Source organism: Salinispora pacifica CNR114, assembly GCF_000514775.1.
Taxonomy (GTDB): domain Bacteria; phylum Actinomycetota; class Actinomycetes; order Mycobacteriales; family Micromonosporaceae; genus Micromonospora; species Micromonospora pacifica.
Genome location: NZ_AZWO01000044.1, coordinates 14,681 through 36,510, shown reverse-complemented (window position 1 = coordinate 36,510; position 21,830 = coordinate 14,681). Strand labels below are relative to the sequence as shown.

Here is a 21,830-nt window from a genome sequence, read left to right as displayed (position 1 = left end):
CGCGCCGGCTATCGGCGCCGTCGAACGCGCTGTCACCGCCGCCGATGACCGGCTGGGAAGACCTATCCGCGCCTCCACCGACAACAAGGATCACGAGGGCAAGGGTGAGAAGGACAANGGCAAGGCCACACCAGTTCGGTGTGGCGCCGATGCGCTGATCGCGGCGATCACCCTCGCCAACGCCCGCGGNGGTGCTGTCCTCGACCTCGCCGAGGACTGCACCTACACACTCATGGGCGACATCGACGACGGTGCGGGCTTGCCCGCGATCACTACCCCGATCACTCTCAACGGCGGCAAACACACCACCATCACACGCGCCGCTGCCGCCGACGAGTTCAGAATCCTCACCGTCGACGCCGGCGGAGACCTCACCCTCAACCACCTGACAATCACCGGCGGACAGTCCACCGGCAGCGGCGGGGGAATCCTGGTCAACACCGGTGGAGCACTGACCGCCAAACACAGCACCATCACCCGTAATATCGCCAACATCAACGGCGGCGGCATTTCCAACAACGGAATCACCGCCATAAAACACTCCACCATCAGCCGGAACACCGCTGGAAACAACAGTGGAGGCGTCCGCAACACTGGCCAACTCACCATCAGCGAGTCTCACGTCGACGCCAACGCAGCCGTCGATTTTGGGGGTATAGCAAATCTCAGCGGTAGCTCGATCCGAATCGGGGGAAGCACGCTTACCGGTAACACCGCAAGGCAGAGTAGCGGAGCCATCCTCGTCGGCTTCGGGGCGATTGGAGAGATAATTGATACTCGCATCACGAGGAACACCGCCAGTGAGGTGGGCGCTGTCGCAGGTGGCGGACAGCTCACTCTGAAGCGCGTTACCCTCGCGAACAATACGGCAACAACTTTGACAGCAGGCGGGCTGATTGTCGGACCGGTGGGAACGGTTGTCGTCGAGGACAGTCGCATCAAGGACAACAGCGCCGGCACTGACGGTGGCGGGGTCTTCAACCAGGGTGTCCTCACCGTGCGGCGGACCACGGCCACCGGCAACCAGGCCGGAGACCAGGGTGGTGGCATCTTCAACCCGGCCACCGGCACGCTCACTCTTTCCGACACGAAGGTGGTCAAGAACATCGCCATTACCGACGGTGGTGGCATCTTCAACGAGGTGGGCGGCACGGTCGAGCTGAACACCGCTACCGGCACCGTCGTGGCAAAGAACCGGCCGAACAACTGCGTCAATGTCACCGGCTGCCCGGACTGACCCCGTCGTTCGGGCACCACGAGGGGCCCCGCCCCCTACCGTCTACGGGCGGCAGGGGGCGGGGCCCTTCCTGGTTTGGATCGGGGGATGCGGTTGTGGAGCTGCTCCAGGCGGCCGGCGCTGACATGGCCGTTGCCCAGTAGCACGCGGCCGAGGTACGCGAGCGGCTGGAGAGGACCGGCGTCTCAGTCGGGGGCGTTGTAGCCGACGACCGACACCACCAGGGCGATGATGGAGACCAGCGCGGCCGGTGAGGGCAGCGGCCACCGGGCGCGCTCCAGGGCGCGTAGGCGTGCTTCATGGTCCTCGCCCTGCCGAGCAAGGTCCTTCACGTCGCCAGCCACGATCTGGAAGTTCGTGTTCAGCGCGACCAGCTGGTCGTAGTTCTCCTTCAAGCCGATCTCCACGACCAGCGGCGAGGTCCCGCCTGGTGGTGCTCCGGTGACGCGCACTGTGAATCTCCCCGCGGGCTATCGGATTGGGTTGCGGTAGGCGGCGTCCCACGTCTCAGGGCCCAACAGCCCATCCCGGGTGAGGCCCTGGTCGGCCTGGAATGCCTTGATCAGCTCTCGGCGCTCTGAGCCGTACCGGCCGTCGTGGCCGCTCTTACGCAGATACCGCTCTTCCTCGCCCGCAGGCCCGCCCCGGCGGCTGAGCTGCTCGGTCCACATCGCTAGCCACTGCCGGTCCGCCTTACCCCTGAATCTCCTGCGGTAGTAGCCGGACACCGAGCTGTCGCCCCCGGAGCGCGGGCCGAAGTAGCAGCCGTCCGGCAGGGGGAACGGCACCGCGGGCCCGGGTGCCGGCCGCACCGGTGTCGGCTTGCCGGATGAGCGGCGTTCGACGCCGGTCGACACTCTGATGCCAACAGGCTGTATCGCACCAGCCTCGCTGCCGCCCGAGACACAGACAACAGGCACTCACCGGCAACACGCTCGCGTTAGCGCACCGGAAGCATGCGGTGAAACCAGCCGACGCCACCATCCGCCGCTGGCGGCGTGACCTGAACGAACGCCAGCAGGTCGACGGGCCGTTGCCCAGGACTGCCGGTTGCGGCTCATCAGGACTTGGGGATCTTCTGTTGCCCGCATCGCTTAGGCGATCTCCATGCTGTAGACGAGCGGATAGTGGTCGGAAAAGGCGGTGGTGGTGACCGCGCACCAGCGCCACGGCCGACTGCTGAACACGTAATCGATCTTGCTTCCATATTTGGTTGTTGGGCGGCTGCCACCTGTCTGGCTCGTCTGGTCGCACTCGCGATACTTTGGATATGGGTTGCCACCCTTGGCGTCCCAGACCCAGCCACGGTCCGGGTCGTTCTCGTCGTCTATTGGATAGACGTGGTCCGGCGGGAGAAGGTTGAAGTCGCCGCCGAAGGCTACGTTGCCGTAGTCGTCAACAACCTTTTTGATCTCGCCGAGCTGGTCGTCGGAGTACTCCCAGGTGGCGTCCCGGGTGTCGCTGCCTCGCGGAGACAGGTGAACGTTGCAGAGTCGGATGTTGTTGAAATAGATGGCGGTCGCGCAGTGGAATGGACGCTGCTGGCCGTCCCACGGTTGAGTTGTCGCGATGATCTCGGCGTTCGACGAGCCCGCCTTGATGACGATGGCGGTACCGATGCGGTCTGCACGTGAGCTGTTGTCCTCGCCGCACCGATTGTCGGTCGGCACGCCCTTGCTGGCCCACTGATAGGGAGCGAAACTGCGGGTCCAGCCCGAGCCGAGCGTGGTCATTAGGCTCGCGAGATCATCCTCACAAATCTCCTGGAGCAGCATGGCCTGCACGTAGTTGTCCTGGATTTGCTCCTGGATCACGGCGAGCTTGTTCTCCCAGGTCCCGAAGCTGCTACACCCCCAGGTCGCCCGCTGGGAACCGCAGATGTTCCACGACAGGAGCTGAAGATTGGTGCCAGCTGGCGCGGCTGCCAGCGCGGGTGCCGACGATAGCAGCATGGTGAGCGCGAGGAATGCGCTGAAAACTGCGCCGCAAAGTTTCTGCATGTTCGGGCACATCATTAGAATATGATAGATCAACTTATGGCGGTGCCTGCCCGGTCGCGACGCTGGGCGCTCGCTCGCCGGTCACGGCGGAATGCTACCGGCCCGAAGCCGTGAGGAGGGCCCCGTCCCACCGCCGGTCGGGAGGAATGCGGCCCTCCGCCGACGAGGAGACCGCGCTGGCGAGGTTCGGGCCAACATCCGGATCATTGGTCGGGTGGCTGAGGAAGTGGCAGGGGCCCCGCACGAGTCGTCCTTCGTGAAGCACCGTGGCCTGTTGTACGCGGTCGCGTACCGAACGCTCGGCAGCGCCAAGGAAGCCGAGGACGTGGTGCAGGAGACCTGGCTGCGGTGGAGTCGGGTCGATCCGGCCACCGTCGTGGACCCCGAAGCGTTCCTGGTTCGGGTGACCATCCGGCTGGCGATCGACGAACTACGTAGCGCCCGGGTACGACGGGAGGCGTACGTCGGCCCGTGGCTGCCGGAACCCGTCCTCACTCGACCGGACATCGCCGACGACGTGACCCTCGCCGATTCCGTCTCCACCGCACTACTGCTCGTTCTGGAGGCGCTGTCCCCACTGGAACGTGCGGTGTTTGTGTTGAGGGAGGCCTTCGGCTACCCGTACGTCGAGATCGCGCGGTTTCTGGGACGCGGCGAGCCGGCGGTACGCCAGCTTGCGCACCGGGCCCGGAAGGCGGTGGAGAACCGCCACCGCCGCTATGACAGCGACCCGGCGACCCGGCAGCAGGTGACCGAGCGCTTCCTGGCCGCATGTTCCGGTGGTGACATCGCCGCGCTGATCGTCGTGCTGGCCCCGGACGTGACGATGGTCAGCGACGGCGGCGGCCTCACGGGCGCGCCGCGCAGGCCGATTCACGGTTCGGACCGCGTGGCCCGCGCCATCGTCGTGCTCTCCCGGCAGCAGCCGGTCGGGTCGACGGTCGGGGTGCTACCCGTCAACGGTGGCCCCGGTGTGGTGGTCCGCTGCGACGGAGAGACCGTGCTCGTGATGACCCTGCACCTGGTGAGGGGCCTGGTCCAGACCATCCACGTGGTCAGTAGCCCGCAGAAGCTGACCGGGACAACCGGGTGACCCAGCTCACTCGTGGCCGCGTCACAACTCGGGTCACCGTCTCGTCCGGGAACGACTGACCAACGTCCCTGTCCCGCACCGGAGGCAACGATGTTCGCAACGTATCTTGTCGTGACCCTGCTCGCCTCGGCCCTCACCGGTTCGGCCGCCGTCGCCAACCTGATCGGGCACGAGTATCCGAAGAGGGAGGCGGACCGCAACCGGGTTCCCCGGTCGTGGGTACGGCCCCTGGGGGTGCTCCTCGGCGCTGGTGCGCTCGGCCTGCTGGCCGGGCTCGTCGTGCCGGTCCTGGGCACCCTCGCGGCGGCCGGTCTGGTCCTGTACTTCCTCGGTGCGCTGGGCGCACACGTGCGGGCCGGCAATTTCCGGCTCGGCGCCTGGGCGCTCTTCTTCGTGGTCGCTCTCGCCGCGCTCACCGTCAGCCTCGCCTATCACCGGTGAAACCCATGGATAGCTGGCGCCGCTGCGCGTAGAACTGGCTACATGACCGACGCCGTGGGACCGGGACCGCAGTACGACGCGTTCGCCGACGAGTTCTTGGAGCACGCCCGCGAGGGCCTCTACAACGCTCACTACGACCGGCCGACCTGTCTGCGGCTGCTCGGTGCGGTCGCTGGGCGCACGGTGCTGGATGCGGCCTGTGGTCCCGGGCTCTACGCCGAGGAGTTGGCCGCCCGGGGTGCCCGGGTGATCGGGTTGGACCAGAGTCCGCGCATGGTCCAGTTGTGTCGAGAGCGCGTCCCCGCCGGCGTCTTCCACGTACATGGTCTTGCTGACCGGCTGCACTGGCTGCCGGATGCCTCGGTTGACCTGGTCTTGTTCGCGCTCGGGCTGGAGTATGTCGATGACCGGACCTCGACGCTGCGGGAGTTGCGGCGGGTGTTGCGGCCGGACGGCGCGCTCGTGCTGTCCCGGCTACACCCCACCGGTGACTGGCTTCGGCACGGTGGCAGCTACTTCGACGTGCGCGTTATCGAAGAGACCTGGAGCCGGGGCTGGCAGGTGCGCTATTGGCTGGCCCCCCTGGAACGGACCTGCGAAGAGCTACATGAGGCGGGCTTTCTGATCGAGCGGCTGTTGGAGCCACGGCCGACCGCCGAGGCGGCGCTGATCGATCGAGACCGCTACGAACGGCTGTTGCGGGAGCCGATCGGGTTCCTCGCGATCCGGGCGCTGCCAGCCCCGGGGCGGTAGCGTCCCAGCCGGCGTTACCGCCCGCTGGGACGCACGGCGACGCCTTACCCCACAAGACACTTTTGAGCGGTTTGGGCATATTTTTCGCATTCATGTCCTTATGGGGTCTGCGCCGGGTTTAACTCGGAGGTGGCTGCTACCACCGGCCTGGTAGCCGAGGAGCGTCACCCGGCCAGCCCCGGGGTTTGGTGGCTTCTCGTCCATGACGGGGAAGGACACCGAGACTGCGATGAGCCATCAGGAGCACACCCACCAGCCCGACCCGGCTCGATCTGGTGGACGCCGGGGGCGGTCCCGGTGGTGGGCTGTCGGAGTGACGGGCCTGGCCCTCACCACCGTCGGCGTCGCCGCCACCCCGGCCGCCGCTGCGGTCGGACGCACCCGCCCCGCCGTCGCCGACCGGCCCGCCACCGACGAGCACCGCGGCCAACTCGACGGCGGCAAACCCAACGACCAGAGCAGGGACGACCCGGGAAAGAAAAGCGGGAGGTCACCGGGCGTACCGGTCCCCTGCGACGCGGATGCCCTGATCGCTGCGATCACCTTGGCCAACGCCCGCGGTGGGGGTGTGCTCGACCTCGCCCGAAACTGCACCTACCTGCTGACCGCGAACATCGACGGCGCCGGCCTACCCGCCATCACCAGCCCGATCACCCTCAACGGGAGTAAGAGCACCACCATCGAACGCGCCGCTGCGGTTGACCAGTTCCGCATCCTCAACGTCAACACCGGCGGTGACCTCACCCTCAACCAGCTGACGATCACCGGCGGCCAGACCACCGGCGCTGGCACTGACGGCGCTGGCATATCGGTGGACGCGGGGGGAGCGTTGACTGCTAATCACAGCACCATCACCCGCAACATCGCCAGCGACGCGGGTGGCGGCATCGCCAACAACGGCACCACCCACCTCCGATCCTCCAAGGTCAGCCGCAATACCGCTGGCTCTTCCGGCGGAGGCATCATAAATTCCGGCCTACTCAATATCAGTAAATCCGGCATCCACGCCAACACCGCCCTGGTGGGAGCCGGGGCCACCAGCACGGGAACTGTTCTGATCGAACACAGCAGCATCGCCAAAAATCGCGCCCAGGAATCCACCGGCGGTCTCTTTGTCGAAAGCGGCACCGCCACGGTCACGGAAAGCAGCGTTCTGGGCAACAGCTCCACCATGGTGGTCGGCGGCATCCTCGCGGGCCTCCGCACAGAGGTAACGCTCCGTTCGGTCACCATCGCCGACAACGTGTCCCAGACCGTAATCGCCGGCGGCCTGGGGGTGGACGACGGCGCATCCGTCGTCGTTGAGGACAGTGTTATCAAGAACAACAACACCAGCGTCGAGGGCGGCGGCATCTACAACACCTCCGATCTGGTGCTACGAAACACGAAGGTCTTCGGCAACCAGGCCGGCAGCCAGGGTGGTGGCATCTACAACGAGGACATCGGAACCGTGACCCTCTACACCACCACGGTCGCCAAAAATATCGCCGGCGCCGACGGTGGCGGCATCTACAACGAGGTGGGCGGCACGGTGAACCTGAACACCACGACCGGCACCGTCGTGGTCAAGAATCGACCGAACAACTGCGTCGAGGTTCCCGGCTGCGCCGGTTAGCAGGCCGAATAGGCCGGGCCCCCTCGGAGGGCCCGGCAACGGATACATTGCTCCGCATGACCCACGTCGATCATGAGATCACCGCGGAGTTGGTCCGGGAGTTGGTCCGCGACCAGCACCCCGACCTCGCCGAACGCCCCATCCGGCTCGGTGCGCGGGGATGGGACAACCAACTGTGGCGGCTCGGTGACGACCTGACCGTCCGGCTTCCGTGGGCCACGGCGTTCGCGGACGTGCTGCTACCCAAGGAACACGCCTGGGTACCCACTCTGGCCCCACACCTACCGTTGCCGGTCCCCGTCCCGCAACGACTCGGCGTACCCTCCGAACGGTTTCCCCGGTCCTGGCTCATCACCACCTGGATTCCGGGCGCCCCCGCCGACCAGGCCCCGGTCACACGCCCCCTCGACGCAGCCAGGTCGCTAGCGACCTTCCTGACGGCGCTGCACCAACCCGCCCCCAGCGGGGCACCTGCCGGCCGGGACCGGGGTGGGCCGCTGGTGGACCAATCCGAGCAGTTCGCCGAGGCGCTCGCCGCCGCCACCGAACGTGGGCTGATCGACGAGCCGGACGCACTTCGCGCCATCTGGCAGGACGCGGTTGCCGCTCCGCCCTGGACCGGCCCACCGCTCTGGCTACACGCCGACCTACACCCGGCAAACGTGCTCACCGCCGACGGCACCCTCTGCGGAGTGATCGACTTCGGTGACCTGTGCACCGGCGATCCCGCCTATGACCTCGCCGCCGGGTGGCTGCTGCTGCCCGAGGGCATCGACCACCTCCACGCGGCGTACGAGCCGACCCCCGACCCCGCCACCCTGCGCCGCGCCCGCGGATGGGCGGCAGCACGCGCCCTCGGTTGCCTCATCATCGGCGACAACGGCGTCCACGGCCGCCCCGGCGGCAAGCCCTCCTGGGGCCCACCGGCGCACGCCGCCCTCCGCCGCCTCACCGCCGCGGTGTGCGCATCACGGCCAGGATGAGGGCTGCGGAGCCAATCCAGCGCCCCCAACGGAGGCGCTGATGGTGCGATGATGCCCGTCATGGTCACCAATTCCGTTCCGTTGGGCCGGCCCTTCTGGACGTTCTGGAGCGCCAGCACCCTCGCCAACGTCGGTGACGGCATCCGACTGGCCGCCTTCCCCCTACTCGCCGCGTCGCTGACCGCCAACCCGATCGCGGTGGCCGCGGTAACCGCGGCCCAGTCCCTACCGTGGCTGGTGACCGGCCTCCTCGCCGGGTCGCTGGCCGACCGCCGCCGCCCTCGCGCGCTACTCGCCCAGGCGGACACCGCCCGGGTGGTCGTCCTGGGCGTCCTGGTGGTAGCCGTGGCGATGGACTGGGCGTCGCTGCCGCTGGTCCTGCTGGCCAGCTTCCTGCTCGGGGTCGGAGAGACGGTACGCGACACGGCCGCGCAGACGGCACTTCCCGGCCTGGTACCCGAACGGCTACTTGAGCGCGCCAACGGAAGGCTGGTCGCCGGCGAGATCGTCGGCAACGAGTTCGTCGGCCCGCCGGTCGGCGCCGCGCTCTTCGTGGCCGGCGCCACGCTACCCTTCGCCGCGAACGGGGCGTCCCTCGCCCTGGCCGTCATGCTCCTGCTGACTCTGCCGATCAGCATCGCCGCCCGGCCACCGCAGGACGCGCCGAAGCAGGCCAGCCCCGGTGTGATGGCGGGTCTGCGCTGGCTGGCAGGCCAGCGGGTGCTACGAACCCTCGCATTGGTCACCGCCGCGGTCGCCGCCGCCGACAGCGCCTGGTTCGCGATCCTGGTGCTGTACGCGGAGGGCCCCCTCGGCATCGGCGCGACCGGTTTCGGAATCCTGCTCGCCGCCGGCGCCCTCGGCGGCCTGCTCGGCTCGGTCATCGTTGACCGACTCGTCGCGGGCCGCCGGCACCGCATGATTCTCACCTGCTCACTGGCGATCACCGCCGGCATCCCGGCGATACTCGCCGTGACCACCCAGTTGTGGGCGGCGATCCTCGTCATCGTGGTCACGAGCGGTTCGTTCGCGGTGCTCAACGTCACGGTCGTGTCGCTACGACAACGACTGGTGCCACGGGAACTACTCGGCCGTACGATCGCGGCCGGCCGCACCCTGAGCTTCAGCGCCGCCGCCGCGGGCGCACTGCTCGGCGGTGTACTCACGGCAACGATCGGGATCGAAGCACCCTTCATCTTCAGCGGCCTGGTCGCGGTCATGGCGACCGCCGCCTGGTGGGTCGTGTCCCGGCCCGCCCCCAGCTGAGCAGGGATACTGGGGGCGTGCAGCGCACTGGGCAACCAGCGGAGGCGAAGCTGACCGGGATTTTCGTACACATGTTTCATCCACAGCCTGTGGACAAATGAGTTACCAGCTCAGCGCGATCATCGCGGACGTCGGGTTGCTGCACGGGGAGACCCGGGGGCTGGATCACGCGGTCCTCGGCAACCTGCGGCAGGAGTTCGCCCTACTGCCGGTGACCTCACAACTGGTCGAGGAGCTGACCGGGGCGCCACTCGACTACGCCGTCGAGGAGCCCACCCCGGAGCGCCCATTCACGCTAGTTCTCTCCACCGCGCTGACCGAGACGCTGGCCGACTGGTCGCGGCAGGGGCCGGTGGCGTACGTCGAGGCGGAGTTCGCCGGTGGCGTCGGCCACCAGGCGGCGGCGGTGTGGCTCGGTGGGCAACGAATCTGGGGACCGCGCTTCGACTCGGCGTTCGACGGACCGCGGGGGCGGTGGCCGATCAACGCCGCGCTGGTCGAGGTGGGGGTGGAGCCGGGGCCGTGGGTTGACCTCTTCGCCGAGCTTGGGCTGCACGTGGAGCGGAACACCGCCGGCTGGCTGGCGCACGGGCGGCGGGGGTTGGGGGCCGACTACTGGGACGAGTTGGTGGAGGAGTGGGAACGGCGCGAAGCCGAGGCCAGCCAGCGCCCCGAGCCAGGCGGGTTTCGGTCCGGCGAGCCAGGCGGGCTTCGGTTCAGCGGACCTCGATGACCTCCTGGCCGAGCGGCCAGAATGCCGCCGGTACGAGCTTGAAGTTGGCGATGCCGAACGGAATGCCGATGATCGTGACACAGAGCGACACCCCGGCGATCAGGTGCGACAGCGCGAGCCACCAGCCGGCCAACAGCACCCAGAGCACGTTCGCCAGCCCGGAGGCGATGCCGGCCCCCGGCTTGGTGACCAGGGTGCGGCCGAAGGGCCACAGCGAGTACGAAGCCAGCCGCAGCGAGGCGACCCCGAACGGGATGGTGATGACGAGGACGAAGCAGATCAACGCGGCGACGAGGTAGCCGAAGGCCAGCACGATTCCGCCGCCGAAGATGAGCCACAGCACGTTCAGGACGAAGCGCATCATGCTACTAGCGTGACGCACCTCCGCCACCTCGCCGACCTCGCGCACCGCCGCGCGACGACTCGACACCGACATGTTCGCCATCGTCGACTCCGGTGCCGACCCACGGCCGCGAACCGCTTCGTGTTCTTATCTCCTAATGATCACCCCTACTCCCCTGATGCAACTCGTAGCCGGCGTCTGGGGCTTCAAGACCCTCGCCGTCGGTGTCGAGTTCGGACTGTTCACCCGCCTGGCCGGCGGACGGACCATCACCGTGACCGAAGCCGCCGCCGAGTTCGGGATGGACGAACGCCCGGCCGACCTGTTGCTGGCCGCCAGCGCATCCCTGGGGCTGCTGGAGAAAGCCGGCACCGGCTACCGCAACTCCGAGCTGGCCGAGCAGTTCCTGGTGGAAGGGCGGCCGTACTACTTCGGTGCCCAGGTCCGCTACTCCGACCTGCGCACCTACCTGCCCTGGCACCGCATCGGCGAGGCGCTGCGCGGTAACCGCCCACTGACCTGGGATCCGCAACAACAAGGGTCCATGTTCGACACCACTGATCCGGCAATGGTGGCCGAGTTCTGGGACGCCATGTTCTCCACCTCCCGCTTCACCGCCCGCGCGCTGGCCGACGCGTACGACTTCGGCGCCCACCGCCGGCTGCTCGACGTCGGTGGCGGTGCCGGGGCCTTCCCGATCGAGCTCTGCCAGCGACTGCCACAGCTCCAGGCCACGATCCTGGACCTACCGCACGTCTGCGTCCGGGCCGAGGAGCGGATCGCCGAGGCGGGCCTGACCGGTCGAGTCGGCGCGGTCGCCGGCGACTTCCTCGCCGACCCGGCCCTGCCGGACGGGCACGACGTGATCCTGCTCAGCATGATCCTGCACGACTGGGACGAAGCGACCAACCGGGCGCTACTGGCCCGGTGCCACGCCGCGCTCCCCTCCGGTGGCGCGATCGTCATCTCCGAACTGCTCCTCAACGACGAACGCACCGGCCCACCGGAGGCCGCCCTGATGGGGATGAACATGCTCGTCGAAACCGAGGGCGGCAAGAACTACTCCGGTGCCGAGTACGTCACCTGGCTCGGCGACGCCGGCTTCGTGGACGCCCGGGTCGTGGCTTTCGACGCGCCCGGCGCGAACGGCGCGGTGGTGGCCCGCCGGCCCTGACCCAGACGACGACCACAACTGAGACGATCCTGGGATAGCGAAACGCCCGGCTGGTCTTTCCGGACCGACCGGGCGCTTCACCTGTCACTGGCGGTGGTGGCGGGATTTGAACCCGCGGAGGGCGTAAACCCTCACACGCTTTCGAGGCGTGCTCCTTAGGCCACTCGGACACACCACCGCCGAGTAGGCTACAGGACCGCCCGAGGGAAGGCCCAACCGGTACGAGGCCGGGGGTGGGCTGGCAGAATCCCTGCCATGAGTACGCACATCGGCGCGAAGCCGGGAGAGATCGCCGAGCGGGTCCTGATGCCAGGTGACCCGCTGCGGGCCAAGTGGATCGCGGAGACCTACCTTGAGGGCGCGCAGTGCTACTCGACCGTCCGCGGGATGCTCGGCTTCACCGGCCGCTGGAACGGGGTCGACGTGTCGATCCAGGGTTCCGGCATGGGCATGCCGTCCGCCTCGATCTACGCGCATGAGCTGATCAACGAGTACGGCGTCCGGTCGCTGATCCGGGTCGGCTCCTGTGGTGCCCTCGCCGAGGACCTCCAACTCCGTGACGTGGTGGCGGCGATCGGTTCCGCCACCGACTCGAACATGAACCGCGTACGTTTCGACGGGCTGGTCGACTACGCCCCGGTCGCCGACTTCGGGCTACTACGTACCTCGGTGGAGGTGGCCGAGCGGCGCGGCGTCACCATGCGGGTCGGGCCGGTCCTGGCGGGGGACGCCTTCTACACCGACCGGCCGGACCTCTACGACTCGCTCGCCGAATACGGCGTGCTGGCGGTCGAGATGGAATCGGCAGCGCTTTACACCATCGCCGCCCGGTTCAAGGCCCGCGCGCTCACCATCCTGACGGTCAGCGATCACATCCGCACCGGGGAGAAGACCACCTCACAGGAGCGGGAGCAGACGTTCAGCCAGATGGTGGAGATCGCCCTGGACACCATCATCGCCTGATCCACGGGCTCGTCCCGACCCGGTGGCGGCACCAACCGTCGGCGCCGGGTCGGGACGCTGCCGCGAGCACCGGCGGCCGCCGGACCTGCCGCGAAGGTGGCGGCCGTCGGTCGTCTCGGGCCGTCGGCCCTACCGGAAGAAGGCGCGCAGGACCGCCGCCGTCTCCGTTTCCAGGACACCGCCGTAGACCTCGGGGCGGTGGTTCAGTCGGCGGTCGCGCAGCACGTCCCAGAGCGAGCCGGCCGCGCCGGTCTTCGGCTCCCACGCTCCGAACACCACCGTGGAAACCCGGGCCAGCACCAGCGCCCCGGCACACATCGTGCACGGCTCCAGGGTTACCACCAGGGTGCACCCGTCGAGCCGCCAGCGGCCGAGCCGACCAGCTGCCCGGCGTAGCGCCAGCACCTCGGCGTGCGCGGTCGGGTCCCCGGTCAGCTCCCGCTCGTTGCGGGCGGTGGCCAGCTCGGCCCCGTCCGGGCCGAGGAGCACGGCACCGACCGGAATGTCGTCAGCGGCGGCGGGGGCCGGAATCCCGTCCGCGGCAGTGACCGTGGTCGCCGCCCCGGCGACCGCGACTTCCAACGCCCGGCGCATCCACTCTTCGTGGCGCTGCCGGCGGCCGGCACCGCCCAGGCCGGCCTCGCGCTCACGCTCACCTGTGCTCCCACTCCCGGACCCGCCCACGCTCCCACTCCCGGACCCGCTCACGCTCCCGGTCCCGGTCCCGGCCCCGCCCACGCTCCCGATCTCGCCCACGGCGACGGGCTCACACCTCACGCAGTTCCTCAACCTCGTCGGCGCAGCCCAACACCGTGCACGCCTCGGTGGTGACATCCGCCGGCAGCAGCCCCTCATGCCCGCAGAGCGCGATCAGCTTCGTCCCGGACACCCCCAGGTCGGCGAGGAGGTCCGCGTCCCCGACCGGGTCCGCCTCCGGGTCCGCGGCGGGCTGTTCGCTCTCCGGGTCACCGGCGGCGGCACGGGGTTCCTCGATCTCGTCCAACGCCGGCACCGACGCCTTGAGATCCCCGACCAGCAGCGCGCCCAGCTGGGTCTCCTCGGCGTACGCCGAGTCCGAACCGAAGACCCGCAGGTCCTCACCCTCGTCGAGCCGCAGGATCACCAGGTACTCATCCTCGGCCTCGACGAAGAGCAGCGACAGGTCGGCGCCGGGGTCAACGTCGCGCAACCGGTCGGCAATCCCGTCCACGTCAACGGCACCGCGGAGGTTCACCTCGGCGGCGGTCCAGCCGCTCTCGTCCCGCACCACGGCCGCAGCAAAGTACGACACGGTTCCCCCCAAATTTCCTCGGCGTAGCCCGAAATCCTCGGACCGTCCGCGGCTGCGCGTAGTCGGTGGCCGGCCTGGCCACCGACCACCGCCGGTTACGGCGTGACCAGGCCATCAGCCCCACCTGCCGCTCGCCCAGCGATGCCCGGACGGTCTTACGCGTGCACGTTAGCCGGTGGGGTCGCCGGACGACCGGCCAACGCCCCGACAGGTGGCCAATCGACGCCGCCGCACTGATCGAAGCAGCCGGGGGGAAGGGTGGACCGGGCCGCCCTAGGTGGCCGAACCCACCTACCAGAGGGGCCAGTCTCCACTGACCATCCAGCGGCTCGCAACGACCGCCGCCGCGATGCTCCACCCGCCACCGACGACGATCGCGACACCGGTGGCAACTCCCCGATCGCCGTGCCGCACCAACAGCAGAGCCGCCAGCCAGGCGACGCCACCAGCGAACACCGTCCACCAGGCGAATCCCCGCACGCTGGTGCCGAGCAGCCCAAAGAGCAGCAGCCAGGTCGTGGCGACGACGCCACCGAGGACTACCGCGGCACCGTGGACTGGATGGGGTTCACGGTAGGTGGGTCGCGCTGGCGGCCCAGCGGGGAAGAGCCCCGACGGGCTTCGCGGGCGGCCCCCGTCGTACGGGTCGGTCACGGTCGCCTCCTCCCCAGTTTTTCCCTCCCACCGTACTGGTCTGTCAGGATGGCCGGATGCCTGCGCCGTTGACCGGACGCCGCCCGGCGTATCCCCTGCTGCTTCTGCTCGCCGCGGTGCTCACCGCGAGCTGCGCGACGACCCGCCCCGGGGTGGACACCGGCACGGCCAGTCGCCCGGGCACCATTGCCCCAACCCCCACCACCCCCGCGGCCAGCTCGACTCCGACGGCGACAGCGGCTTCGCCGAAGGCGGCGGCGTCCCCACCGCAGACGCGGCCCGCCGAGGTCCGGCACGTCTTCCCGGTACGGGCCGGTGACGCCTCCTATCATCCGACCCACTCGGTGTATCCCGCCACGGACATCTTCGCCGACTGCGGTGCGCCGGTGGTGGCGGTGACGGACGGTTCGGTGCTGGAGGTGAGCCGAGTGGACCGCTTCGACCCGGGCGGCCTCCGCGGTCCGTTCAATGGCGGCCTGTCGGTGGCGGTACTGGGCGATGACGGGGTGCGCTACTACGGCTCACACCTGACCGAGGTCGCGGCGGGCCTCGATCCGGGCGTACGCGTCGTCGCCGGGCAGCAGCTCGGCACCGTCGGCCGAACCGGCAACGCGAACAACGTGTGTCATCTGCACTTCGGCATCTCGCCGCCGTGTCTAGGAAAGGACGGCTGGTGGATCCGGCGGGGGGTGGTGTGGCCGGCGCCCTACCTGGACGCGTGGCGACGTGGGGTGAACCGGTCGCCCGCTGTGGAGGTGACGGACTGGCAGCGCCGACACGGTTGCCCGAAGGAGCCGTGAGTGTCCTGGCCGCAGCCGTTAGGTTGCAGGAATGACCGCCCGGGATCCCATCGCTGACCTACGCCGGATAGCTTTCCTGCTGGAACGGGCCAACGAAGCCACCTATCGGGTGCGCGCGTTCCGGTCGGCGGCGAAGGCCGTGGCCGCCCTGCCGACCGCGGAGGTCGCCGAGTTGGCCCGGGCCGGCAAGCTCACCGACCTGTCCGGGGTGGGCGCGGTCACCGCCCGCTGCGTGGCCGAGTCACTGGCGGGCGAGGAGCCGGTCTACCTGCGTCGGCTGGCGGCGACCGAGGGCACCGACCTGGACGCTGAGGCGGCAGCGTTACGGACGGCCTTACGCGGCGACTGTCACACCCATTCGGACTGGTCCGACGGCGGCTCCCCAATCGAGGAGATGGCGTTGGCCGCGGTCGAGCTGGGCCATGAGTACCTGGTGCTCACCGACCACTCGCCTCGGCTGAAGGTGGCGCGCGGGCTGACCGCCGACCGGCTACGCCGCCAACTGGAGCAGGTGGCGCAGCTGAACGAGGCGTTGCCGCCGGGGTTCCGGATCCTTACCGGCATTGAGGTGGACATCCTCGCCGATGGCACGCTGGACCAGGACGAGGAGCTGCTCGCCCAACTCGACGTGGTGGTGGGCTCGGTGCACAGCAACCTCTCCGACGAGCGGGGGCGGATGACTCGTCGAATGCTCACCGCGGTCGCGAACCCGCACCTGGACATCCTCGGGCACTGCACCGGCCGGATGGTCTCCACTCGGCCGGCGGGCGTGACCGGGCCGGGCGACCGGGGGCACCGGCGGCGCGCCCGGGGGGAGAGCGACTTCGACGCGGACGCCGTCTTCGCGGCCTGCGCGGAGCGGGGCGTCGTGGTTGAGATCAACTCCCGGCCGGAGCGGCAGGACCCGCCGAAACGGCTGATTCGGCGGGCACTGGAGGCTGGCTGCCGGTTCGCGATCAACACCGACGCGCATGCCCCAGGTCAGCTCGACTGGCAACGGTTCGGCTGCGAACGCGCCGCCCGCTGTGGCGTCCCCGCCGACCGGGTGGTCAACACCTGGCCGGCGCAGCGGCTGGTGGCGTGGGCCGCAAGCCGCTCCTGACCGATGGCGGGCCGATGCTCCCGCCGCCGAGGACTAGGTTCCGGCTGCCGCGGCCGAAGTTCCGGCTGCGGCAGCCGGCTGCGCGGCGGTGCGTGGTCGGCGGCGGGGACCGATCAGCCCCTGGGTGACGGCGACACCGAGCAGGACCACCACCGCACCGACCGGTTGGTGCCAGGTCAGCCGCTCGTCGAGCACCAGCGCACCGACCAGCACCGCGAAGACCGGGATCACGTAGGTCACCGTCGCCGCGGTACTCGCGCCGGCGACCCGGATGTTGCGGAAGTGAATCAGGAAGGCCAGCCCGGTACCGAGTGCGCCGAGCGCGACCATGCTGGCCAGGACCGAGCCGGAGAGGGCGGTCGGCAGCGGCGGGGCACCCGCCACGAACGGGGTGACGACGGTGAGCAGCGCCAGCGCCATCAACAGCTGCGCCGCCGACAGGGCCAGCCCGGAGTAGGAGCGGCCCGCGACGAACTTCTTCTGGTACGGGATGGCCATCCCGTAGCAGGCCGCGGCGCCGAAGCACATCAGCTGGCCGACGAAGTGCGCACCACCAGCCCCCTGCCACACCCCGAGCACCACCAGTACGCCGACGAAGCCCAGCCCGAGCCCGACCGCCCGGGCGGCGGTCAGCCGTTCGGTGCGGAAGACCAGCACCGCCATGGGAAGCACGACCAGCGGTGTGGTGGCGTTCCAGATCCCGGAGAGCATGGACTCGACCCGCTCCCCGCCGTAGCCGAACAGGGTGAACGGCAGCGCCACGCCGATTCCCCCGGTGACGACCAGATGGGCCCAGACCCGCGGCTCGCGCGGCAGCCGGTCGCGCAGCACCGCGAGCAGGATCAGCAGCGTTGCCGCGCCGGCGCCGACCCGGTAGAGGGTCAGGTGCACCGGGTGCAGCTCCCGTACCCCGATCTTGATGAACAGGAAGCTGGAACCCCAGATCGCGGCCAACGCGAGGTACCCGGGCAGCCAGCTCCGCAGCACAGCCCGGTCAGGGGCGGACTCGACTGTCACCCCTGACACTCTGCCGGCCGTGGGCAGGAAAGTCTGGTGATTTTCGGACGCCGTGTTGGCCGTCACAAAGCCTGCCGGGCGGTGACCGCAGGTCTTGGGAGCGACCCCGAATCCAGCGCACTCACGGGCGCGCCCCGCCTGCACGATCACGTAGGGTCGAGCTCGTGGGACGAATCGACGATATTGCGAACCGGTACGTGGGCGAGTGGGCCGCGCTGAGTCCGACCGGCGCCACCTACGTCGGCATCACCGGCCACGACGACCGCCTCGACGACCTCTCGCCGGACGGCTACGCCGCCCGCGCCGACCTGACCCGCCGAGCCCTCGCCGACCTCGACGGCGTGGAACCTCAGTCGCTGCCGGAGCAGACCGCGAAGGAGGCCATGCAGGAGCGGCTCAGCCTGGAACTCGCCCGCTACGCGGCGGGAGAGGTCGGCCGGGGAGTCAACGTCATCACCAGCGGACTGCACGAGCTCCGCTCCGTGTTTGACCTGATGCCGACCGAGGGCGAGGAGGCACAGGCCAACATCGCCGCGCGGCTCAACCACTTCGCCGGAGCCCTCGGGCAGTACCAGACCACGCTGCGCGAGGCGGCTGCGGCCGGCCATTCCAGCGCGCGAGCCCAGCTGCTCGAGGTAGCCAAACAGTGTGACACCTGGGTGGCACCGGACGGGGACAACTTCTTCCACGGGCTGGTCGAACGGCTGGGCGCGGGGGGCGCACTCGGTGCCGAACTGCGTCGGGGTGCCACGACCGCCACCGCGGCGACCGCCGAGTTCGGCCGCTTCCTCCGGACCGAACTGGCCCCGCGGGGCAGGGCGAAGCAGGCCGCCGGCCGAGAGCACTACGAGCTGGCCTCGCAGTACTTTCTCGGTGCCCGGGTGGACCTGGACGAGACGTACGCCTGGGGGTTTGCGGAGCTGGCCCGGCTGGAGACGGAGATGCGAGCGGTCGCCGCGCGGATCGTCGGCCCCGGCGCCACCGTCGACGAGGCGGTAGCCACGCTGGACGCGGACCCGGCGCGGACCATCCGGGGCAAGGAGGCGTTCCGGGACTGGATGCAGAACCTCGCCGACAAGGCGGTCAGTGAGCTGCACGGCACTCACTTCGACATCCCGGAACAGGTCCACCAGATCGAGTGTTGCCTGGCACCGACGAGTGACGGCGCGATCTACTACACCGGCCCGAGTGAGGACTTCTCCCGTCCCGGCCGGATGTGGTGGGCGGTGCCACAGGGCATCGACGACTTCTCCACCTGGCGCGAGGTCACCACCGTCTACCATGAGGGCGTGCCGGGCCACCATCTTCAGGTTGCCCAGACGGTGCTCCAGGCAGAGACCCTCAACCGCTGGCAGCGGCTGCTCTGCTGGGTTTCCGGGCACGGCGAGGGGTGGGCGCTCTACGCCGAACGGCTGATGGACGAGCTGGGCTACCTCGGGGACCCGGGCGAACGGCTGGGCATGCTCGACGGCCAGGCGCTCCGCGCCGCCCGGGTGATCGTCGACATCGGCATGCACCTGGAGTTGGAGATCCCGGCCGACAACCCGTTCGGCTTTCACCCGGGTGAACGCTGGACGCCGGAGTTGGGCTGGGAGTTCATGCGGGCACACTGCCGGGTGCCGGATGAGGTCCTGCGCTTCGAGCTGAACCGCTACCTGGGCTGGCCCGGGCAGGCACCGTCCTACAAGGTAGGTGAGCGAATCTGGCTGCAGGCTCGGGCCGACGCCGAGGCCCGCAAGGGGGCTGAGTTCGACCTCCGGGAGTTCCACCGGCAGGCGCTCGACCTGGGCTCACTCGGCCTGGACCCGCTACGTCGGGCGCTCGCCCGGATCTGAGCGCGGAGGCAAGGGCCCGGGGGCAAGGGGCGGACGTGCGCGTCACCCCTGCCCCCCGGGTCAACCCCCGGCGACTAGCTCGGATCTTGCTCCACCTTGGTGGCTGCCGGGCCGCCAGCCGCCGACGCGGCGGTCGAGTGTCGACCGCCGGCACCCCCGGTTCGCAGGAACAGCCGGAGGCCGACAGCGAGGGCGATCAGGCCGAGAACACCCGCGGCGATCGGTCCCCAGAGCCGGGCCAGGCCGATCTTGAGACGGTTCGATTTAACCGTCTCTACGCTGTTGTTGACGGTGTCGTCCGTGTAGTTGAAGTCAGCATCGAGCAGGACGGTGGTGGAGCCAGCGTCCGTACGCAGTTCCTTTCGCTGTTGCTCCCGCACGTCAACGTACGCACCGGTAACCGGATCAACCCAGTACGTCCGGGTGTTGTTGTAGACGATCTCGCCGGTGGTGGAACCGGGGGCGAAGGTGCTCAGCAGCACCTGCAGGCTCTCCTCCGGGGTGTCCAGCACCCGGTTCTCGATCCGCTGCTCGTAGCGGTAGACCTCGATACCTTCGACGGTCTCGGTGCCGACGAAGGTCGCCGCGATCGCCTCCCTGAGGTCACGGTCGAAGACCGGGTAGTCCTTCTTCTCCGCACCGAACGGGAACTTGTAGGTCAGCCCCGAGTACTCGACGTTGCCCTGCGGGGTCCCCTCGCTGTCGTCCTGCTTGAGCCACTGGTCATCCCAGGGAGCGGCGGTACCGGAGACGCGATAGAGGGCGAGCTGCGTGCTGTACATGGTGATCGGAGCCTGCGTGTCACTCCGTACGACGGTCTGGTAGACATCCCAGATCACCGCGTCGCCCTTGAGCTGCTCGGGCAGGCGATCCCGGGTCTCGCCAGGCTGGGGAAGTACCTCGATCGTGGACTGCAGGGTGGCTCGTGGAACTTCGACGGTGAGCGATTCATTGTCGGCGGTGATCTGCAAGAACCGCGCATTGGTTGCTTCTGCGACCAACGTCGTTGGCTTGAGGTCGTAGGGGAGCCGGCTGATGGCGGGAGCGACGTACAGCGGCAGCCCGACCGCGAAGACCAGTAACAAGACGCCGAGCCCGAAGAGCGCGGCACTAACCCGAAGCTTCACTCTTCCTCCTGAAACGCCTGCCGCCCTACGGCCTGTTGCCCAGGGCAATCGATCCATAACATGGCGGGAGGTTACTCCCCAGTCAACATTAAAGCGAACCCCCTGGATGTCCAGATGTCGGCAACCGTCACCCCGAACCGGTCCCATCCTTCGATCACCGGCCGCCTGCCCGCCCTGGATGCGCTCCGCGCGATCGGCTCGGTGGCCGTCGTCGCCCACCACGTCGGGTTCCACACGGGCGTGAGCCTGAACAGCCAGTGGGGCACCTGGTTGGCGCGGATGGACGTCGGTGTCGCCATCTTCTTCGTCCTCTCCGGATTCCTGCTCTTCCGGCCCTGGGCATCGGGCATCGCCGCCGGGCTCCCCCGGCCCGGGGTTCGCCGGTACTTCTGGCGCCGCGCCCTGCGAATCCTGCCGGCCTACTGGCTGACGGTGCTGGTCTGCCTGATCGTTCTGCCGCAGAACCAGCCAGCCTCGGCTGGTGACTGGCTCCGCCACCTGACCTTCACTCAGATCTATCAGCCCAATCAGCTCCGCGCTGGCCTCAGCCAGACCTGGAGCCTCGCCACCGAGGTCGTGTTCTACCTGGTCCTGCCGCTGGTCGCGGTGCTGGCCGTGGGCCGGGCCTGGCGCCCGGTCCGCACCCTGGCGCTCGCCGCCGGGGGCGCCCTGCTGACGGCCGGGTGGCTCACCCTGATGGGGCTTGGCATCGTTGACACCGCGATCCAGACCATGTGGCTACCCTCGTACGCGGCCTGGTTCTGCGGCGGCATGGTCCTGGCGGTGGCACATGTGGCCCTCCGGAGCGGGACGGGCCCGGCCGCTCTGCGCATCCTCGACGACCTCGCCGCGGCGCCGGTCGCCTGCTGGGCCGCGGCCGCGGGCCTGCTGGCGATCGCGACGACACCCATCGCCGGCCCGCTGGACCTCGCCGAGCCGACCGTCGCGGAGTTCGCCGTGAAGCTCACCCTCTATCTCGCGGTCAGCGCCCTGATCATGATTCCGGTGGCGTTCGGCGAGCGGATGACCCGGGTGCACAAGGCCTTCGGCAGCGCCGCCGTCCGCTGGCTCGGCCTCGTCTCGTACGGGCTGTTCCTCTGGCATCCGCTGGTGATCGAAACGATCTACCTCGTGGCAGACCGTCCACTGTTCACCGGGGGATTCCTCGAGACCTTCAGCCTGACGATGGCGGGTGGGTTGGTGTTGGCCGCGGCGAGCTACTACGGCGTCGAACGCCCGGCCCAGGCGCTCGGTGACCGCCGCCGCCCTCGACCGACCGCCCCCCAACCCGAGCAGAGAGTGCCGACGGTCAATTCGCCACATTGACTCAGATATTCACCTAGGCATTGCCTAGCCGGCTCCCGAGCTTTAGTGTGACGCTAAATTACTAGGGAGTAGGGATC

At 69.1% G+C, this 21,830-nt stretch carries 22 protein-coding genes, 1 tRNA gene and 2 pseudogenes; 15 read left to right on the top strand and 10 right to left on the bottom strand.

The window, feature by feature from the left end; all coding sequences use genetic code 11:
- Positions 1-1,237 (top strand): hypothetical protein (locus tag B118_RS32215; protein ID WP_028193440.1); only part of this gene is annotated, 1,237 nt, incomplete at its 5' end.
- A gap of 185 nt (positions 1,238-1,422) precedes the next feature.
- On the opposite strand, the gene B118_RS0121775 is transcribed toward B118_RS32215, so the two are convergent.
- Together B118_RS0121775 and B118_RS28870 are read right to left on the bottom strand one after the other, a co-directional pair.
- Entirely contained in the window at positions 1,423-1,689 is a 267-nt protein-coding gene (locus B118_RS0121775) for a hypothetical protein (RefSeq protein WP_027645939.1), read from the bottom strand.
- Positions 1,690-1,707: 18 nt separating this feature from the next.
- Positions 1,708-2,061 (bottom strand): annotated as a pseudogene (locus B118_RS28870) (peptidoglycan-binding domain-containing protein); the annotation flags it as partial.
- Between the two features lie 9 nt (positions 2,062-2,070).
- Here B118_RS28870 and B118_RS33175 point away from each other — a divergent pair.
- Positions 2,071-2,219: pseudogene (locus tag B118_RS33175) on the top strand (helix-turn-helix domain-containing protein); the annotation flags it as partial.
- A gap of 112 nt (positions 2,220-2,331) precedes the next feature.
- Here the strand turns inward: B118_RS33175 and B118_RS0121765 are convergent.
- Positions 2,332-3,252, bottom strand: a complete 921-nt coding sequence (locus B118_RS0121765; protein ID WP_028189042.1) for an endonuclease/exonuclease/phosphatase family protein — start codon at positions 3,250-3,252, stop codon at positions 2,332-2,334.
- Positions 3,253-3,442: 190 nt separating this feature from the next.
- Here B118_RS0121765 and sigJ point away from each other — a divergent pair, with 190 nt between their 5' ends.
- The 7 genes from sigJ (at position 3,443) to B118_RS0121730 (ending at position 10,121) form a co-directional block, all read left to right on the top strand.
- Positions 3,443-4,330 (top strand): RNA polymerase sigma factor SigJ, encoded by an 888-nt coding sequence (gene sigJ / locus B118_RS0121760; protein ID WP_028193439.1) that lies wholly within the window; start codon positions 3,443-3,445, stop codon positions 4,328-4,330.
- Positions 4,331-4,420: 90 nt separating this feature from the next.
- Positions 4,421-4,771: a DoxX family protein gene (locus B118_RS0121755; RefSeq protein ID WP_028193438.1), complete on the top strand. Its 351-nt coding sequence runs from the start codon at positions 4,421-4,423 to the stop codon at positions 4,769-4,771.
- A gap of 42 nt (positions 4,772-4,813) precedes the next feature.
- Positions 4,814-5,524, top strand: a complete 711-nt coding sequence (locus tag B118_RS0121750; protein WP_028193437.1) for a class I SAM-dependent methyltransferase — start codon at positions 4,814-4,816, stop codon at positions 5,522-5,524.
- A gap of 313 nt (positions 5,525-5,837) precedes the next feature.
- Positions 5,838-7,139, top strand: coding sequence for a hypothetical protein (locus B118_RS0121745; RefSeq protein ID WP_028193436.1), 1,302 nt, complete (start codon positions 5,838-5,840; stop codon positions 7,137-7,139).
- A gap of 56 nt (positions 7,140-7,195) precedes the next feature.
- Positions 7,196-8,122: an aminoglycoside phosphotransferase family protein gene (locus B118_RS0121740; RefSeq protein WP_028193435.1), complete on the top strand. Its 927-nt coding sequence runs from the start codon at positions 7,196-7,198 to the stop codon at positions 8,120-8,122.
- Positions 8,123-8,170: 48 nt separating this feature from the next.
- Complete coding sequence (locus B118_RS0121735) at positions 8,171-9,388, top strand: MFS transporter (RefSeq protein ID WP_028193434.1); 1,218 nt, start codon at positions 8,171-8,173, stop codon at positions 9,386-9,388.
- 97 nt (positions 9,389-9,485) lie between these two features.
- Positions 9,486-10,121, top strand: coding sequence for a hypothetical protein (locus B118_RS0121730; protein WP_018221683.1), 636 nt, complete (start codon positions 9,486-9,488; stop codon positions 10,119-10,121).
- On the opposite strand, the gene B118_RS0121725 is transcribed toward B118_RS0121730, so the two are convergent.
- Complete coding sequence (locus B118_RS0121725) at positions 10,105-10,485, bottom strand: YccF domain-containing protein (protein WP_026185525.1); 381 nt, start codon at positions 10,483-10,485, stop codon at positions 10,105-10,107. The two genes, B118_RS0121730 and B118_RS0121725, sit on opposite strands and share 17 nt — an antisense overlap.
- 136 nt (positions 10,486-10,621) lie before the next feature.
- On the opposite strand from B118_RS0121725, the gene B118_RS0121720 reads away from it, so the two are divergent.
- A complete protein-coding gene (locus tag B118_RS0121720; RefSeq protein ID WP_028189047.1) occupies positions 10,622-11,638 on the top strand; it encodes a methyltransferase in 1,017 nt (338 codons plus the stop codon).
- Between the two features lie 88 nt (positions 11,639-11,726).
- Here the strand turns inward: B118_RS0121720 and B118_RS0121715 are convergent.
- A tRNA-Ser gene (locus B118_RS0121715) sits at positions 11,727-11,816 on the bottom strand.
- A gap of 77 nt (positions 11,817-11,893) precedes the next feature.
- Here B118_RS0121715 and deoD point away from each other — a divergent pair.
- On the top strand, positions 11,894-12,601 hold the full coding sequence (deoD, locus tag B118_RS0121710) for a purine-nucleoside phosphorylase (protein WP_018221686.1): 708 nt from the start codon (positions 11,894-11,896) through the stop codon (positions 12,599-12,601).
- A 129-nt stretch (positions 12,602-12,730) separates the two neighbouring features.
- Here the strand turns inward: deoD and B118_RS0121705 are convergent, their stop codons facing one another.
- The 3 genes from B118_RS0121705 to B118_RS0121695 all read right to left on the bottom strand — a co-directional run bounded on the left by B118_RS0121705 (position 12,731) and on the right by B118_RS0121695 (position 14,546).
- Complete coding sequence (locus B118_RS0121705) at positions 12,731-13,195, bottom strand: nucleoside deaminase (RefSeq protein ID WP_018221687.1); 465 nt, start codon at positions 13,193-13,195, stop codon at positions 12,731-12,733.
- 172 nt (positions 13,196-13,367) lie between these two features.
- Positions 13,368-13,892 (bottom strand): tRNA adenosine deaminase-associated protein, encoded by a 525-nt coding sequence (locus B118_RS0121700; RefSeq protein ID WP_018221688.1) that lies wholly within the window; start codon positions 13,890-13,892, stop codon positions 13,368-13,370.
- Positions 13,893-14,183: 291 nt separating this feature from the next.
- Positions 14,184-14,546, bottom strand: coding sequence for a hypothetical protein (locus B118_RS0121695; protein ID WP_018818908.1), 363 nt, complete (start codon positions 14,544-14,546; stop codon positions 14,184-14,186).
- A gap of 56 nt (positions 14,547-14,602) precedes the next feature.
- Here B118_RS0121695 and B118_RS0121690 point away from each other — a divergent pair, with 56 nt between their 5' ends.
- Both B118_RS0121690 and B118_RS0121685 read left to right on the top strand, forming a co-directional pair.
- Positions 14,603-15,346, top strand: a complete 744-nt coding sequence (locus B118_RS0121690; RefSeq protein WP_028193433.1) for a M23 family metallopeptidase — start codon at positions 14,603-14,605, stop codon at positions 15,344-15,346.
- Positions 15,347-15,377: 31 nt separating this feature from the next.
- Entirely contained in the window at positions 15,378-16,448 is a 1,071-nt protein-coding gene (locus tag B118_RS0121685; protein WP_018221691.1) for a PHP domain-containing protein, read from the top strand.
- A gap of 33 nt (positions 16,449-16,481) precedes the next feature.
- On the opposite strand, the gene B118_RS0121680 is transcribed toward B118_RS0121685, so the two are convergent.
- Complete coding sequence (locus tag B118_RS0121680; protein ID WP_018812933.1) at positions 16,482-17,465, bottom strand: DMT family transporter; 984 nt, start codon at positions 17,463-17,465, stop codon at positions 16,482-16,484.
- A gap of 164 nt (positions 17,466-17,629) precedes the next feature.
- Here B118_RS0121680 and B118_RS0121675 point away from each other — a divergent pair, with 164 nt between their 5' ends.
- Positions 17,630-19,300, top strand: coding sequence for a DUF885 domain-containing protein (locus B118_RS0121675; protein WP_018828931.1), 1,671 nt, complete (start codon positions 17,630-17,632; stop codon positions 19,298-19,300).
- A gap of 74 nt (positions 19,301-19,374) precedes the next feature.
- Here the strand turns inward: B118_RS0121675 and pgfA are convergent, their stop codons facing one another.
- Entirely contained in the window at positions 19,375-20,427 is a 1,053-nt protein-coding gene (gene pgfA, locus B118_RS0121670) for a cell envelope lipid trafficking protein PgfA (RefSeq protein ID WP_018221694.1), read from the bottom strand.
- A gap of 114 nt (positions 20,428-20,541) precedes the next feature.
- On the opposite strand from pgfA, the gene B118_RS0121665 reads away from it, so the two are divergent.
- The gene (locus tag B118_RS0121665; RefSeq protein ID WP_018812935.1) at positions 20,542-21,753 is read left to right on the top strand and encodes an acyltransferase family protein; all 1,212 of its coding nucleotides are present in this window, start codon (positions 20,542-20,544) and stop codon (positions 21,751-21,753) included.
- Positions 21,754-21,830: the final 77 nt, after the last annotated feature.